This is a genomic window from Stutzerimonas stutzeri, from assembly GCF_024448715.1.
GTDB lineage: Bacteria > Pseudomonadota > Gammaproteobacteria > Pseudomonadales > Pseudomonadaceae > Stutzerimonas > Stutzerimonas stutzeri_AR.
In genome coordinates, this window is sequence record NZ_JAMOHZ010000004.1 from 314137 (window position 1) to 328157 (window position 14021).

Below are 14021 nucleotides of genomic sequence, written 5' to 3' on the forward strand. Positions count from 1 at the left end.
CAGCGGCTCCTCAGCGCAGCAGGTAGGGAATGTTCACCTTGACCGCATCGGTCGGGCAGTCGGTCTCGCAGGGCATGCAGTACCAGCATTCGTCGTATTTCATGTGCGCCTTGCCGGTGTCCGGGTTGATCCACAGGACGTCCAGCGGGCAGACGTCGATGCAGACGCGGCAGCCCTTCTCGGCGATGCATTTCTCTTCATCCACGACAACCGGGACGGCAGAGCGGTGGTTGGCTACGGGCATGGTGTATCTCCTCGGTTCCAGTCGAGCGGGTTCGGGGCGACCCGCTTCGCTGTAGGGGCGAATTTATTCGCCCGTTTGGCATCAGGTTGCGGCCGAGTGAATTCGGCCTTACGGGTATCAGGCATTGGCGGCCTTTTTCACCCGCAGTTTGCTGTAGGCGTCCTTCTCTTCGCCCAGCGGGACGACGTAGTCGGCGACCGGGCGCTTGCCGTGGGCCATCTGGCCATTGGCGTCCTTGAACAGGCGGCTGTGGTAGAACCACTCGGCGTTGTCCTGCTCGGGGAAATCGACGCGGTAGTGGTACAGGCCCCAGCGTGATTCGGTGCGATACAGCGAGGCGCGCGCGGCCATCTCGGCGCAGTCGATGATCGATTGCACTTCCAGCGCCCGGAGCAGTTCATGGGGATCGGCGGCGGCGAGCTTCGGCACGTCTTCGCGCACGGCGAGGATGCGCTCCAGGCCAATCTCCATCTTCTTGGTCACTTTCGGCGGCTGCAGGTAGTCGTTCACCAGGCGGCGCACCTTGTATTCCATCTGCTCGGGTGGAATGCCGTCCTTGACCAGCAGCGGTGCCTGAATACGCGCCAGCTCGGCGGCGATGAAGGCTTCGTCGAGCACGGGCTCGCTGCGGTCCTTAACGAACGTCGCGGCGCTCTCGCCGCAGATCTGTCCGTAGACGAACGCGCCGAGCATGTAGTTGTGCGCCACCGAGGCCATATCGCCGGCACCGTAAAGGCCGGGCACGGTGGTGGCGCCGGTTTCGTCGGTCCAGACGCCGGAAGCGGAGTGACCGGAGCAGAAGCCGATCTCGGAGATGTGCATTTCCACCATGCGCTGGCGATAGTCGATGTGGCGACCTTCGTGGAAACGGCCGCGGGTCGGACGCTCGTTGGTGTGCAGGACGGTTTCGATTTCCTGGATGGTTTCCTCGGCCAGGTGATCGAGCTTGAGGAACACAGGTCCCGTGCCGGATTCCAGTTCCTTGAAGAACTCCAGCATCATCTGTCCGGACCAGTAATCGCACTCGATGAAGCGTTCGCCATACGCATTGGCGGTGAAACCGCCGAGCGGGCCGGTGACGTAGGCGCAGGCCGGGCCGTTGTAGTCCTTGAGCAGCGGGTTGACCTGGAAGCACTCCAGATTCACCAGATCGGCGCCGACGTGGTAGGCCATGGCATGGCCGTCGCCGCAGTTGGCCGGGTTTTCGTAGGTGCCGAACAGGTAGCCGGAATTCGGCAGGCCGATGCGCCCGGCCGCGCCGGTGGCCATGATTACCGCCTTGGCGCGGATAATGATCGGCTCGGCGGTGCGGGTGTTCACCCCGATCATGCCGGCGATGTTGCCGTCCGGATCCTTCAGCAGGCGGGTGGCCTGGAAGCGGTTCTCGATCTCCACGCGCACGCGGCGCAGGCGGCGGTAGAGGATCTTCTTGACGTTATGGCCTTCGGGCATCGGCAGCACGTAAGTGCCCAGGTGGTGCACCTTCTTCATGTCGTAATCGCCGGTTTCGTCCTTCTGGAAATGCACGCCCCAGGAGTCGAGCTTTTCGATCATTGAAAACGAGCGAGTCGCGTAGGCCATCAAGGCCGGCTGGTGGACGATGCCGTCGTTGGCGATGGTGATTTCCTTGACGTACTGCTCCGGCGTGGCATGGCCGGGGACCACGGCGTTGTTGAGGCCGTCCATGCCCATCGAAATCGCGCCGGAGCGCTTCACGTTGGCCTTCTCCAGCAGGATCACCTTGAGGTTCGGGTCCTGCTCCTTGACGGTCACGGCGGCCATCGGGCCGGCGGTGCCGCCGCCGATGACCAGCACGTCGGTGTCGATGACTGGGATGCCGTTGATAGTGGTCATGTTGCCTCCTATTTCCGATCCACTCGGAACTGGTATTTGAATGCGTCGCCGCGGTAGCAGAGGTATTCGAAGTCGATGGGACGGCCAGCGCGGTCATGGGTCAGCCGCTCGACGCGCAGGATGGGTTCGCCCGGCTTGAGGGCCAGGTAGTGCTGGTGTTCCTCGTCGGCCAGGGTGGCGTCGAGGCTGATGTCGGCGCGCCCGAGGGCGATGCCGAAGGCGTTTTCGAGCAGCGGAAAGATGTCGCCGGACAGATCCAGGCCGAACAGCCGCCGGCCGATGTCGAGGGGGAAATAGCTGTTCTCGACGCAGACGGCGTCGCGGTTGAGGTAGCGCACGCGCTTGACCTCGACCACCTCTTCGCCGGCCAATAAATGCAGCGCGGCGACCACGGCCTTGGGCGGCTTGCGCTCCTGGATTGACAACAGCCGCGCCGTGGCTTCATAGCCCTGTGCGGCCATGGCCTCGCCGAACCCCTGCAAACGCTGAACGTTTTGCACGGCCTTGGGCTTGCTGACGTAGGTGCCCTTGCCTTGTGCGCTGAACACCAGTCCTTCGTTGTGCAGGTCGCGCAGCGCCTGACGAATGGTGATGCGGCTGACGCCAAAGGCGTTCATCAGCTCGTTTTCCGAGGGCAGGCGCTCATGGACCACGTAGCTGCCTTCGAGAATCTTGCGCCGCAGGTCATCGCGGATCTGCACATACAGCGGCAGCGGCGACTGACCCGGGGCAAGTTGCTGGGTGCCTTTCATTGGGTGAGCTCCAGCCTGTCATGACAGGTCATGTCGAGCGGTGGCGAAAAACGTTGGGATTCGCGCATGGCTCAGCCTCCGTTCTGCTGCTGGAAAGCGCGCAGGGTTTCCTGGCGGATCAGGTCGAGGCACTGGCGCTTGTAGTCCATGAAATCGGCGCTGGTGAGCAGGCTCTGCTCGCGCGGCCGGGGCAGCGAGACCTTGATGTCGGCGATGATCCGGCCGGGGCTGGCGCTCATCACCACGATGCGATCGGAGAGAAACACGGCCTCATCGATATCGTGAGTGACGAACACAACGGTGTTCTTGAACTCGCGCCAGATCTCCAGCAGGTTCTCCTGCATCATGATTCGCGTCTGCGCATCCAGCGCGCCGAAGGGCTCGTCCATCAGCAGCACGCTTGGGTAGTTGGCCAGCGCGCGGGCGATGCCGACGCGCTGCTGCATGCCGCCCGACAGCGTGCCGGGGTAGGCATCCTCGAAGGCAGCCAGACCGACCAGCGAAAGAAAGGTACGCGCCACGCTGCACGCCTCGTTGCGCGACGCGCCGGCCATCAGCGGGCCGAAGGCGACGTTGTCGCGCACGGTCTTCCAGGGAAACAGCGAGTGCTGCTGGAACACCATCCCGCGATCCGGACTCGGAGCATCGACGCTTTTGCCGTCGATGCTCAGCTCGCCGCGAGTCGGATGGACGAAACCGGCCATGGCGTTGAGCAGGGTCGACTTGCCGCAGCCGGAAGGCCCGAGCAGGCAGACGAACTCGCCGGGGCGGATCTCCAGCTGAGCATCTTGAACAGCGGCGCGCTTGCCGCCGTTGTGGTCGAACTCGATGTGCAGGTTGCGCACGCTGATGTGGCCGCGACCGTCGCCCTTGGCGTTGGTTTTTGCACGTAGCCGGCTGTGGTCGAGCACGGCGAGGCGGTTGTCCTGTACGGCGCTGTTCATGGCCGGCCTCCTTTGGCCTGCCAGTGCAGCAGCGGGTTGCAGGCCTTGCGCACGAGCAGGGTGCACAGGGTGCCGAGGCCACCGATGGTCAGCATGCCGATGATGATTTCCGGGTACTTGACCAGGGTGTAGCTGGTCCAGGTGAAGTAGCCGATGCCGTACTGGCCGCTGATGATTTCGCCTGCCAGTAAGGAGAACCAGGCCACGCCCATGCCGATCGCCAGTCCCGCGACAATGCTCGGCATCGCACCGGGAATCACCACGTGCCAGAGAATGGCCTTCTTGCTGGCGCCCAGGCTGCGCGCGGCGCGGACCAGTACATCGGGCGTCTGCTCCACGCCGTGCACGGTATTCAGCACGATGGGAAAGAAGGCGCCGAGAAAGGTGATGAAGACGATGCTCGACTGTTCCGTCGGCAGCATCAGGATCGCCAGCGGGATCCAGGCCACTGCCGGAATCGGCCGGAACAGCTCGATGTACGGCAGGATGATGTCTTCGGCCCAGCGCGAGCGGCCCATCATCACGCCGGTCAGCACGCCCAGCATCACGGCGTAGGCGTAGGCAATGGCGATCCGCTCCATGCTATGGGCAATGTGCAGGTAGAACTCCGAGCTGGACAGCTGAGTAACCAGCGCCTCGCCTACCAGCAGCGGGGTCGGCACGTTCTCGAAGTTGATGAAGAAGTTGAAGCCATTGCTGGCGGCGAAATGCCAGACCACCAGCGCCATCAGCAGCGCGGCGATGCGCACCAGATAGCGCCCGGTCATATTCGGCAGGCGCCGGCGCGGCACGCCAGCGGCGGATGCGCTCGGTGCAGCGGACGGGCTGGGCGCTGCTGCAACTTCCAGCGCAGGCGCCGCGATCGCTGCGGATACCGCCGTGGCTGAATCGAACACGGGGTTCGGTTTGACACTCATGGCTACGCTCCTCGGCTCAGGTTTGTTTTGCGCTCTGCGGCGCATACGAGCGGATCAGGGCAACATCGCGACCGGTTGCGCGGCGGTCAGCGGCACGCCGCCGCTTTCGGCGATATGTCGCTCGGAATCACTCTTCTTCATGAAGGCGAGCACCTCGCCGCTCGGATCCTTGATCAGGTAGGCGGACTTGCCGAACAGCTTCAGCCCGGTGAGGTTGTCGTAGACGTAGGTGGCGTTGATCGCGGTGCCGTCGGCCTTGGCTGCTTCTTCGGCGGCGAGCATCGCGGCGGTGTCGTCGTAGGCAACGATGCCCTTCTCGGCGAACCAGATTTCCGCAGGCTTGCGGCCTGGCGCGCGTGGAGTGGGGCTAACAACGTTCTGCACCATTGCGTCGTAGTCGAGGTCTGACGCGGCGTAGGCCTTCTTCAGATAGGAGTCGTCGATCCAGGCGGCGAAATCGAGGTCAGGAATCTGCATTTCCTTCTGCAGCAGGCCATGGTCGTACTTCATGGCATCGACCCATTGCGGCTTGATGCTCGCTTCCATGGTCGAGATGCCGCCGTCGCTGAAGTAGAGGTAGAGCACTTCCTTGTCGACACCGGTCCACTCGGCCACCTGGGTGGCGGCGCGCATCGGGTCTTCGCTGATCCATTTCTGCGCGGCGATAGTGGCCTTGAGCACGCCTTCGACGACTTCGGGGTATTGCTTGGCGAATTCCTCGCGGACCACGATGCCGTGGAAGGTGGGGATGCCGGCCTCGCTGCCGTCATAGATCTTCCGGCCAGTACCGCGGAACTCCATGATTTCCGACCAGGGGCAGAAATCGGCATGCGCGTCGATCTTGCCGGCCGCGATGTTGGCTGCACCTACGGGTGGCGACTGATTGACCAGGGTGACCTTGTCCGACAGGCCGGCGTCGCGAAGTACCTTGAGCGTCATGCCCCAGGCCGCACTGCCAACGGGTGTGGACAGGCTTTTGCCGGCTAGATCCTGAAGGCTCTGCACGGAGGATGCCGCCGGCACCACGATGCCGTTGCCGGTGCCCTTGAGGTTGTAGCCGGTCACGGCGATGAAGCGGGTCTGCTGTTTGCCGGTTTGCTGAAATTTGGCACCGTTGACGATCAGCGGATAGTCACCCATGACGCCGAAGTCGAGCTTGCCGGCAAGCATCTGATTGGTGATCGGCGGGCCGGAATCGTAGTCGCGAAATTCGATCTGGTAGTCCGCATCCTTGTATTTGCCAGTCTTGGGCAAGTGCTGGTCCAGCAGGCCGAGCTTTTCCAGCACGACGCCGCCGGAGACGGTGTTGGTAACCATGCTCTGGTGGCCAATGCCGACGCGGATGGTCTCCGCTGCCGCAGGGCCGCTCAACACCATGAGCGATCCGAGAAACGAGGTTGCAAGCAGGCTGTTCCGGTTGTCCATTTGTCTTCACCTTGGCGGTTGAGCAACTTGTACTAACAGGGCATAACGCCTGTGTTTGAAGGTGCATCGGGTGTGCCAGAACGCGACGGATCGCTAATATCACGCTGTTTTTAAAGCGAACTTTTCTAAGACGAGGGTGGCTTGAACAGCGCTGCGTATACACCTCGCGCGCTCGCCGATGGTGCGTATTTCCTATGGCCGTACCAAGGCGGCGCAGCGGCAGATGACGCGCTTAGAACAAGTGGAACAACTCAGAGACTGGAAAGCAGCGCGCAGGGGTTGGCGATGGCGGGTAGGCAGGTCCGGTGCGTTGCGCAGCGGCGATAAAAGCCCGCCTGTGCCATAAATTGAGGTGAAAACAGGGCGTTCCGATGAATGGCCTGCTAGGCGTCGGCCATCGCGCGAAATTATTCTTGATCCATAGTAAATAGCCTGCCCTTCGCATCCAGAGCAGCACCCGCACCATGTCCACCCTTACCGAATTGGCGCAGCAGATCGCGGCGCTTTACCCTTTGCAAGACAAGGCCGCTGGCAAGCGTTATCGCATCGTCAACCAGCTCGCTGGCATGACCGAGCTCGAAGAGATCAGCGGTGTGCCGCGCTATGTCGATACTCGCCAGCTCAACGATCAGGCGCTCTGGGACCGCGGCGTACGCGCGGTCAACTGAATCGTTCGCTTCTAGATGGTCGACATCAACCGGTCCGCCAGCGGGACGGCCGCGACCAAGTGGCCGCTCTGAGGCGCAGGTCTCGTAGCCGAACTTGTATTTGCCGAAGGTCATCCTGCATTCTGCGGCGAAGCCTGACGGGGCACGACAGGAAGTAGTCGGCCTGTCGACCTGAGCGCTGGCTTCGGATGGCGATCGAAACGGAAACGACCTGCGACGGAGAATGGGAACGATGATGTACGGGAACGCCCTTGCTGCGCTTAAACGCGTCCGGCCTTTGCTTATCGCCGGTGTATTGGCTTTGCCTGTGATGAGCCAGGCGCAAGCGCTTGCCGAGCCGGTTGGCTACATCATGAAAGTGCAGGGTGAGGCGACCGTCACCAGCCGTGGACAGACCATCGATGCCCGCGCCGGCCAGGCAGTAGTGCTCGGCGCGATTCTACGAACCGGAGCGCAAGGCTCGATGGGCGTCACCCTCAGCGATAACACGGTGATGTCCTTCGGTCCTAACAGCGAGTTCACCCTCGACGAATATCAATTCGAACCCGCGCGCGAAGAACTTCGGCTGAGTGCACGCATCAGCCGCGGTACGTTGAACTTCATCTCCGGCGTCATCGCCAAGCTCAAGCCTGAGGCGGTCGAGCTGAAAACCCCCACCGGCACCATCGGCGTGCGCGGTACGCATTTCCTGGTGAAGGTTGGCGAGTGAGGCGGATGCTGCGAAATACATGCGCGCTGTTGTGTTTAGCCCTGCTGCTGTCAGGATGCGTGACGGGTGACTACGTGGTGCTGCTGGAGAGCCCGGACGGCACCACCGGTGCGGTGATAATAGAAGATGCCAAGGGCCAGACGCGGCTTGACCGCAAGCAACAGGGTCTGGCCATCGGTACCAGAGCGCTCGGCTCGGGCCCGTTCCATGTCGGCGAGCTGCGCATCGCCCATGACTTCTCCGCGGCACTGGCCGCCCAGCCATCGCTGCCTCAGCGCTTTCAGCTGTATTTCAAGCTCGGCAGCGCCGAGCTGACGAAGGAGTCGCAGCGGGCCATCGAACAGGTCGTCGAGGCGATCCGTCTGCGTGGTCCGTCGGCCGTCTCTGTCATCGGGCATACCGATACGCTCAGCGGTCCAGGTTGGAACGAGAAACTGGGCTTGATCAGAGCCCAGGCGATCGCCGATATGCTGAGAAGTCGGGCGATCGAGATGATCGATCTGACCGTCTCCTCACACGGCGAACGCAACCTGCTGATCAAGACGCCCGACGGTGTATCCGAGCCGCGCAACCGCCGGGTCGAGGTCAGCGTGCGTTGAGCCGCTTCACTTCTCCGTCATTACGATCCGCTCGCCGCGCTGGCCGTTGAGTAAACGCTGCAGCTGATAGCTGATTAGCGCATCGTCCGGCCGCTGGGCGTGCAGCGCGCTGAATGCCTCGACGGCATTTTGATGCTCGGCCGCGAGCAGGGCATAGGCGGCGTCGTAGGCGTTATCTATATCCGTTTCGCAAGGCTCGTAGAGGCGGATTGGCTGCTGCTTGCCCTTGAGCACGACGTCGCCGATCGTGCGCATCGGCACGTTCGGATTGGCCGCGCGGATTGCCTCCGATACGCAAAGATCGGTACCCAGATAGCGGTTCAACCCTTCCAGCCTCGCCGCGATATTTACTGCGTCGCCCAGCGCGCGATAGTCGAACAATGTCGAGCCGCCGAAATTGCCTACTACGGCTTCGCCGCTGTGCACACCGATACGGGTGCACCCAAGCGGGACACCGGCGGCCTGCTGGTTGGCCGCATGCTGGCGGGTGAACTGGCGAATTTCCAGCGCACAGGCGAGGGCGCGAGTCTGATGATCGGTTTGCACCAGCGGCGCGGAGAAGAGGATCGCCAGGCCATCACCCATGATGCGCTCCAGCGTTCCTTCATGACGAAAGGCGATCTGAATGATGCCTTCCAGGTATTCGTTGAGCATGCTTACTAGCCGTTCCGGCGATTGCTCGTCCATCAGCGCGGTGGAGCCGGTGAGATCGGTGAAGACGAAACTGCAATGCCTGCGCTCGCCCCCCAACCGCAACTGCGCCGGATGGCGGACCAGGTGTTCGACCAGATTCGGAGAAATGTAGCGGGAAAAGGCGGCACGAACCCAGCGCTGTTGTCTCTCGCTGGCCCGATGGCGGGCGATACTGGCGCCGAGGTAGCTGAGCGCCAGGCCCAGGGACGGACTGAGTGAGTCGAACAACAACCCATGCCTGGAGTAGGCCCACCAGGCGCCAAGGTTGAGCACGGCCAGCAAGGCTGCGCAAGCCAGCGCGCCGGTGAGGGCGCCGGTGGTGAGCGTCAACCCGCAGAGCAGCAGCGCGGCGAGCAGCAGCGTCAGGGCTTCTAACGGGGTGGCCCAGTATGGGCGCTGCAGTGGTTTGCCGTAGAGCGCCTGCTCGATGGCCTGCGCATGGACCTGCACGCCGGGAATCATCCTGCCGAGCGGACTGAAACGAAGGTCCTGCAGCCCCTGCGCCGAGCTGCCAACCAGGACGATAGCATCCTGCAATCTGGCGTCGGGCCTGCTCTGAAGCACTTGCCATGCGGGCAGGCTTTGCGTGCTCATGTCCTCGCGATAATGGACCCAGAGCTCTCCGCTACGGCTGGTCGGCAGGCTTTCCGGCCCGATGTGGACCTGAATGATGTCGCCGTGCTCGTTGGCGTCGATGCGGTAGAGATTCTGCTTCAAATACACCCGTATGGCTTCGGCTGCCAAGGAAGGCAGCAGCTGTCCGTCGCTTCGTATCATCAGGGGTACGCGCCGCACCACGCCATCGCTGTCAGGTTGAAAGGTCATCGCGCCACTGCCCTTGGCGGCGTTTTCCAGCTCAGGCAATGCGCTCGCGGTGCCGGCATAGGCGGGAAACCTGGGCGTGCCGGCATCGGCCCGTATGCGCACGGCGAAGCGGCTCAGCGGTACGGTTTGGCTGGCCGCACGTGTGGCGGCGAAACCGAGGACGCTGGGCTGGCGCTCGAGGGCATCGGCGAACAGCTGGTCATGGTCGGGCAACCCTTTTAGTTGGGACGCCAGTTCCGAGGGAAGTCGGTTGCGCAGCTGCGCTGGGGAGCTGCGGTCCGGTTCGGCGAACAGTACATCGAAAACCACAACCGCGGCGCCGGCCTCACGCAGCCGGTCCAGCAGCTGCGCCATGAGGTTTCGTGGCCAGGGCCATTGGCCAAGACGTGCAAGGCTGCTCTCGTCGATATCCACCAGCAACACCTTGGTTTCGGCCGGCTCGGCGCGTGGCTGCCAGCGTTGATACTGGTCAAAGAGGCTGTTGCGCAGCGTCTGTAGCAGTGTCGGTTCGGCGAGATAGAGCGCGCAGGCCGCCAGCAAGCCCGCGCAAACCAGCAGCAGTCGCAATGCTAGGTGGCCGGATACGGTCATCAGTCGCGCTCCCTGCAACCGGTCGAACGGTTAGGCTGTATCGCCGAAGGTCACTCGAGCACCATGATGGCGTCCATTTCCACCTGTGCCGCCTTCGGCAGTGCGGCGATGCCGATGGCGGCTCGGGCAGGGTAGGGCTGCTGGAAATAGCGGCTCATGACTTCGTTGACCGTGGCGAAGTTGCCCAGGTCCGTAAGAAAGATGTTCAGTTTGACGATGTCTTTCAGCGAACCACCGGCGGCTTCGGCAACGGCCTTGAGGTTCTCGAACACCTGCACGGTCTGTGCTTCGAAGCCTTCTACCAACTCCATCGTCTTCGGGTCCAGCGGGATCTGCCCGGACATGTAGACGGTATTGCCGGCCTTGATTGCCTGAGAATAAGTGCCAATGGCGGCTGGCGCTTTGTCGCTGTGGATCACGGTCTTGGACATGGGAATTCCTTGGTTAGAGATGGCGAAAGGCCGCTGGAAGGTTGAACGACAGCCTAGAGCTTTTTGCAGCTTCGCTTCTAGCCTTCAAGCGCTTCTGACGACGTTATGCTTTTACCCGCGTGATCCGCATGACGCCCTTGATCGCGCGCAGCTTCTTGATTACGCGAGCCAGGTGAACGCGATCATGCACGCTGACCACCAGCTGAACGACACTGATGCGTCCGTCGCGTTCGTCCATACCGATCTTCTCGATGTTGCCGTCGGCGGCGTTGACACTGCCGGCGAGCAGGGCGATCAGGCCACGCTGGTGCTCCAGCTCAACGCGCAGTTCGACGTTGAACTCTCCGGTAACGTCCTTGGACCAGGACAGCTGAATGCACTTATCTGGGTTATGGCGGACTTCGCTGATGTTCCGGCAGGTGTCCAGATGCACCACTACGCCCTTGCCGGCGGAAAGATGGCCGACGATCGGGTCGCCTGGAATCGGCGTGCAACACTTGGCGTAGTTGAGCACCAGGCCCTCGGTACCGCGGATCGCGAGTGGGCCCTCGGCGCTTGGCGCTTGCTCGCCTTCGCTGGCCAGCAGGCGTCGCGCGATCACGTAAGCCATGCGGTTACCCAGGCCGATGTCCTCAAGCAGGTCTTCGACGACCTCCATGTGGTATTCGTTGAGCACCGCCTTGATGCGTTCCTGCGAGACCTTTTCCAGGCTGGTTTCGAAGCCGGTGAGCACCTTATTCAACAGGCGCTCGCCAAGGTTGATCGACTCCGAGCGGCGTTGCAGCTTGAGGGCGTGGCGGATATGCGTTCGCGCCTTGCCGGTGACCACGAAATTAAGCCAGGCGGGATTCGGTCGCGCTCCAGGCGCCGTGACAATTTCAACAGTGCTGCCGCTTTCCAGTGCCTGCGACAGCGGCGCCAGACGCCGGTTGACGCGGCAGGCAATGCAGGTATTGCCGACGTCGGTGTGCACCGCATAAGCGAAGTCCACCGCGGTCGAGCCTTTTGGCATCTCCATGATGCTGCCCTTGGGCGTAAAGACGTAGACCTCGTCCGGAAACAGGTCGATTTTGACGCTCTCGATGAATTCCAGCGAATTACCGGCGCGCTCTTGTAGTTCCAGCACGCCTTTGACCCACTGCCGTGCGCGGGCATGGGTGCCTTTGGAGGCTTCTTCGTCATCGGATTTATACAGCCAGTGGGCTGCGATGCCGTTATTGGCCATCTCTTCCATTTCGCGGGTGCGAATCTGGATCTCAATGGGCACGCCGTGCATGCCGAACAGGGTGGTATGCAGCGACTGATAGCCGTTCGCCTTGGGAATCGCGATATAGTCCTTGAAGCGACCGGGGAGTGGCTTGTAAAGGCTGTGCACCGCGCCGAGCACGCGGTAGCAGGTGTCAACCTTGTCGACCACGATGCGGAAAGCGTAGACGTCCATGATCTCGTTGAACGCCTTGCGCTTGCCGCGCATCTTCTTGTAGATGCTGAACAGATGTTTCTCGCGGCCCACCACCTCGCCTTCGAGGCTTTCGCGCTCAAGGCAGTGAATCAGTGACTGCTCGATTTTTTCGACGATTTCGTTACGGTTGCCGCGGGCGCGACGGACCGCAGCGCGGATGCGTTCCGAACGCATCGGGTGCATGGCCTTGAAGCCGAGATCCTCGAATTCCACGCGCATCGCATGCATGCCCAGGCGATTGGCAATGGGCGCGTAAATTTCCAGGGTTTCTTTGGCGATGCGGCGGCGCTTTTCGCCGGCCAGCACTTCGAGCGTGCGCATGTTATGCAGGCGGTCGGCGAGCTTGACCAGGATCACGCGGATGTCGCGTGCCATGGCCATGGCCATTTTCTGAAAGTTCTCCGCCTGGGCTTCGGCCTTGGTTTCGAACTTCATCTGGGTCAGCTTGCTGACTCCGTCGACCAGTTCGGCGACGGTCTCGCCGAACTGCGCGGTGAGCGCTTCCTTGGCGATGCCGGTGTCCTCGATGACGTCATGCAGCATCGCGGCCATCAGGCTCTGATGATCCATGTGCATGTCGGCGAGGATGTTGGCTACCGCGAGGGGATGGGTGACGTAGGCTTCACCGCTGCGCCGACGCTGGCCATCATGGGCCTGCTCAGCATAGAAATAGGCACGGCGCACCAGGTTTACCTGGTCTGCGCCGAGGTAGGTCGATAGGCGATCGGCAAGGGCGTCTATGGCTGGCAAGGCGTTGCTCCTTGCCGGCGGGGCGCTGTATCTGCGGTTCGACCTCGACCTGGCATTTAGTTAGAGGGCCTCGTTGGGCTCTTCCTCGTACTGTACGAACAATGGCTCGTCATCGACGATGTCGTCTTGTGCGATCACGTCATAATCCACCAGACCGGATGCGATTTCGCGCAACGCAACTACGGTCGGCTTGTCATTTTCCCAGGCTACCTTGGGCTCTTTGCCGCCTGTGGCCAGCTGACGCGAGCGCTTGGTGGCGAGCATGACCAGCTCGAAGCGGTTATCTACGTTGTCCAGACAGTCTTCAACGGTAACGCGGGCCATGGTGTTCCTCATCAATAGCGGTAAAGCATGCCCGAATGGGCGAGCGGACGGAATAGTCTAAAAAATCACCAGCCAATAGGGAAGCGGTAAAAAGTGAAAAGCAGCGGCAAGCTTCAGGCCTCAAGCTGCAAGTGAAGAAAAAAGCCACGCTCGGATGTTCAGAACGGGCCGCGACACTGATAGCTTTTGCAGCTAAGTCAGCAACTGCTTGAGTAATCCATCGAACCGCTGCTGCTGAGCGGTTTGCAGCAGCTGATTGGCGCGGAAAATCGCTTGCAGGTCGATCAGGGCGTGGGCGAAGTCGTCGTTGATCACCAGATAGTCGTATTCGATGTAATGAGTCATTTCGCTGACCGCCTCGCGCATGCGCTTCTGGATCACCTCGTCGCTGTCCTGGCCCCGGTTGGTCAGGCGCTGACGCAGCGCTTCCTGGGTGGGCGGCAGAATGAAGATGGACTTGGCCTGCGGCATCAGCTGGCGGACTTGCTGGGCGCCCTGCCAGTCGATTTCCAGAATCAGGTCATAGCCTTCTTTCAGGGTCTGTTCGAGCCAGCGCTGCGATGTGCCGTAGAGGTTGCCAAATACCTCGGCGTGTTCAAGGAATTCGTCGTGCTCCAGCCGCTCGAGGAATTCTTCGCGGCTGACGAAGTGATAGTTGATCCCATCCACCTCGCCCGGGCGCATGGGGCGGGTCGTATGCGAGACAGAGACTCGAATCTGCGGCTGCGCATCGAGCAGGGCCTTGACCAGGCTGGTCTTGCCGGCGCCGGAAGGGGCGGAAACGATATAGAGCGTACCGGTGGAGGCTGACATGTGATTCTCTGAACGGTTAC

General features: G+C 61.9%; 14 protein-coding genes. 3 read left to right on the top strand and 11 right to left on the bottom strand.

Annotated elements, in window-relative coordinates:
- Positions 1-10 precede the first annotated feature (10 nt).
- From NAV33_RS11030 to NAV33_RS11055, 6 genes are all read right to left on the bottom strand, one after another.
- A complete protein-coding gene (locus NAV33_RS11030) occupies positions 11-244 on the bottom strand; it encodes a 4Fe-4S dicluster domain-containing protein (RefSeq protein ID WP_025240110.1) in 234 nt (77 codons plus the stop codon).
- Between the two features lie 117 nt (positions 245-361).
- Complete coding sequence (locus NAV33_RS11035; RefSeq protein ID WP_255979878.1) at positions 362-2098, bottom strand: fumarate reductase/succinate dehydrogenase flavoprotein subunit; 1737 nt, start codon at positions 2096-2098, stop codon at positions 362-364.
- An 8-nt stretch (positions 2099-2106) separates the two neighbouring features.
- Positions 2107-2850 (bottom strand): GntR family transcriptional regulator, encoded by a 744-nt coding sequence (locus tag NAV33_RS11040; protein ID WP_255979880.1) that lies wholly within the window; start codon positions 2848-2850, stop codon positions 2107-2109.
- Positions 2851-2921: 71 nt separating this feature from the next.
- Positions 2922-3794: an ABC transporter ATP-binding protein gene (locus tag NAV33_RS11045; RefSeq protein WP_255979882.1), complete on the bottom strand. Its 873-nt coding sequence runs from the start codon at positions 3792-3794 to the stop codon at positions 2922-2924.
- The gene (locus NAV33_RS11050) at positions 3791-4711 is read right to left on the bottom strand and encodes an ABC transporter permease (RefSeq protein WP_255979884.1); all 921 of its coding nucleotides are present in this window, start codon (positions 4709-4711) and stop codon (positions 3791-3793) included. Before NAV33_RS11050 ends, NAV33_RS11045 begins: the two co-directional genes overlap by 4 nt.
- A gap of 54 nt (positions 4712-4765) precedes the next feature.
- Positions 4766-6136, bottom strand: a complete 1371-nt coding sequence (locus NAV33_RS11055) for an ABC transporter substrate-binding protein (protein WP_255979886.1) — start codon at positions 6134-6136, stop codon at positions 4766-4768.
- Positions 6137-6600: 464 nt separating this feature from the next.
- Between NAV33_RS11055 and NAV33_RS11060 the strand changes: the two genes are divergently transcribed.
- From NAV33_RS11060 to NAV33_RS11070, 3 genes are all read left to right on the top strand, one after another.
- The gene (locus tag NAV33_RS11060; RefSeq protein ID WP_255979888.1) at positions 6601-6804 is read left to right on the top strand and encodes a hypothetical protein; all 204 of its coding nucleotides are present in this window, start codon (positions 6601-6603) and stop codon (positions 6802-6804) included.
- A 232-nt stretch (positions 6805-7036) separates the two neighbouring features.
- Positions 7037-7513, top strand: a complete 477-nt coding sequence (locus NAV33_RS11065) for a FecR family protein (RefSeq protein ID WP_255979890.1) — start codon at positions 7037-7039, stop codon at positions 7511-7513.
- Positions 7514-7518: 5 nt separating this feature from the next.
- The gene (locus NAV33_RS11070; RefSeq protein ID WP_255979892.1) at positions 7519-8112 is read left to right on the top strand and encodes an OmpA family protein; all 594 of its coding nucleotides are present in this window, start codon (positions 7519-7521) and stop codon (positions 8110-8112) included.
- 6 nt (positions 8113-8118) lie between these two features.
- Here NAV33_RS11070 and NAV33_RS11075 read toward each other — a convergent pair whose 3' ends face one another.
- The 5 genes from NAV33_RS11075 to gmk all read right to left on the bottom strand — a co-directional run bounded on the left by NAV33_RS11075 (position 8119) and on the right by gmk (position 14001).
- The gene (locus NAV33_RS11075) at positions 8119-10221 is read right to left on the bottom strand and encodes a CHASE2 domain-containing protein (protein ID WP_255979894.1); all 2103 of its coding nucleotides are present in this window, start codon (positions 10219-10221) and stop codon (positions 8119-8121) included.
- A gap of 50 nt (positions 10222-10271) precedes the next feature.
- Complete coding sequence (locus NAV33_RS11080; protein ID WP_255979896.1) at positions 10272-10652, bottom strand: RidA family protein; 381 nt, start codon at positions 10650-10652, stop codon at positions 10272-10274.
- A 103-nt stretch (positions 10653-10755) separates the two neighbouring features.
- Positions 10756-12864 carry a bifunctional GTP diphosphokinase/guanosine-3',5'-bis pyrophosphate 3'-pyrophosphohydrolase gene (gene spoT / locus NAV33_RS11085; protein WP_255979898.1) on the bottom strand — a complete coding sequence of 703 codons (2109 nt, stop codon included), beginning with the start codon at positions 12862-12864 and terminating at the stop codon, positions 10756-10758.
- 60 nt (positions 12865-12924) lie between these two features.
- Entirely contained in the window at positions 12925-13188 is a 264-nt protein-coding gene (gene rpoZ, locus NAV33_RS11090; protein WP_021207191.1) for a DNA-directed RNA polymerase subunit omega, read from the bottom strand.
- A gap of 192 nt (positions 13189-13380) precedes the next feature.
- The gene (gene gmk, locus NAV33_RS11095; RefSeq protein ID WP_255979900.1) at positions 13381-14001 is read right to left on the bottom strand and encodes a guanylate kinase; all 621 of its coding nucleotides are present in this window, start codon (positions 13999-14001) and stop codon (positions 13381-13383) included.
- Positions 14002-14021: the final 20 nt, after the last annotated feature.

What these genes read in the sequence shown, in the direction of transcription:
- gmk (WP_255979900.1), bottom strand. Translation starts at nt 14,001, where the DNA reads ATGTCAGCCTCCACCGGTACGCTCTATATCGTTTCCGCCCCTTCCGGC.
- NAV33_RS11035 (WP_255979878.1), bottom strand. Translation starts at nt 2,098, where the DNA reads ATGACCACTATCAACGGCATCCCAGTCATCGACACCGACGTGCTGGTC.
- rpoZ (WP_021207191.1), bottom strand. Translation starts at nt 13,188, where the DNA reads ATGGCCCGCGTTACCGTTGAAGACTGTCTGGACAACGTAGATAACCGC.
- NAV33_RS11055 (WP_255979886.1), bottom strand. Translation starts at nt 6,136, where the DNA reads ATGGACAACCGGAACAGCCTGCTTGCAACCTCGTTTCTCGGATCGCTC.
- NAV33_RS11070 (WP_255979892.1), top strand. Translation starts at nt 7,519, where the DNA reads ATGCTGCGAAATACATGCGCGCTGTTGTGTTTAGCCCTGCTGCTGTCA.
- NAV33_RS11080 (WP_255979896.1), bottom strand. Translation starts at nt 10,652, where the DNA reads ATGTCCAAGACCGTGATCCACAGCGACAAAGCGCCAGCCGCCATTGGC.
- NAV33_RS11060 (WP_255979888.1), top strand. Translation starts at nt 6,601, where the DNA reads ATGTCCACCCTTACCGAATTGGCGCAGCAGATCGCGGCGCTTTACCCT.
- NAV33_RS11065 (WP_255979890.1), top strand. Translation starts at nt 7,037, where the DNA reads ATGATGTACGGGAACGCCCTTGCTGCGCTTAAACGCGTCCGGCCTTTG.
- NAV33_RS11075 (WP_255979894.1), bottom strand. Translation starts at nt 10,221, where the DNA reads ATGACCGTATCCGGCCACCTAGCATTGCGACTGCTGCTGGTTTGCGCG.
- NAV33_RS11040 (WP_255979880.1), bottom strand. Translation starts at nt 2,850, where the DNA reads ATGAAAGGCACCCAGCAACTTGCCCCGGGTCAGTCGCCGCTGCCGCTG.
- NAV33_RS11030 (WP_025240110.1), bottom strand. Translation starts at nt 244, where the DNA reads ATGCCCGTAGCCAACCACCGCTCTGCCGTCCCGGTTGTCGTGGATGAA.
- NAV33_RS11050 (WP_255979884.1), bottom strand. Translation starts at nt 4,711, where the DNA reads ATGAGTGTCAAACCGAACCCCGTGTTCGATTCAGCCACGGCGGTATCC.
- NAV33_RS11045 (WP_255979882.1), bottom strand. Translation starts at nt 3,794, where the DNA reads ATGAACAGCGCCGTACAGGACAACCGCCTCGCCGTGCTCGACCACAGC.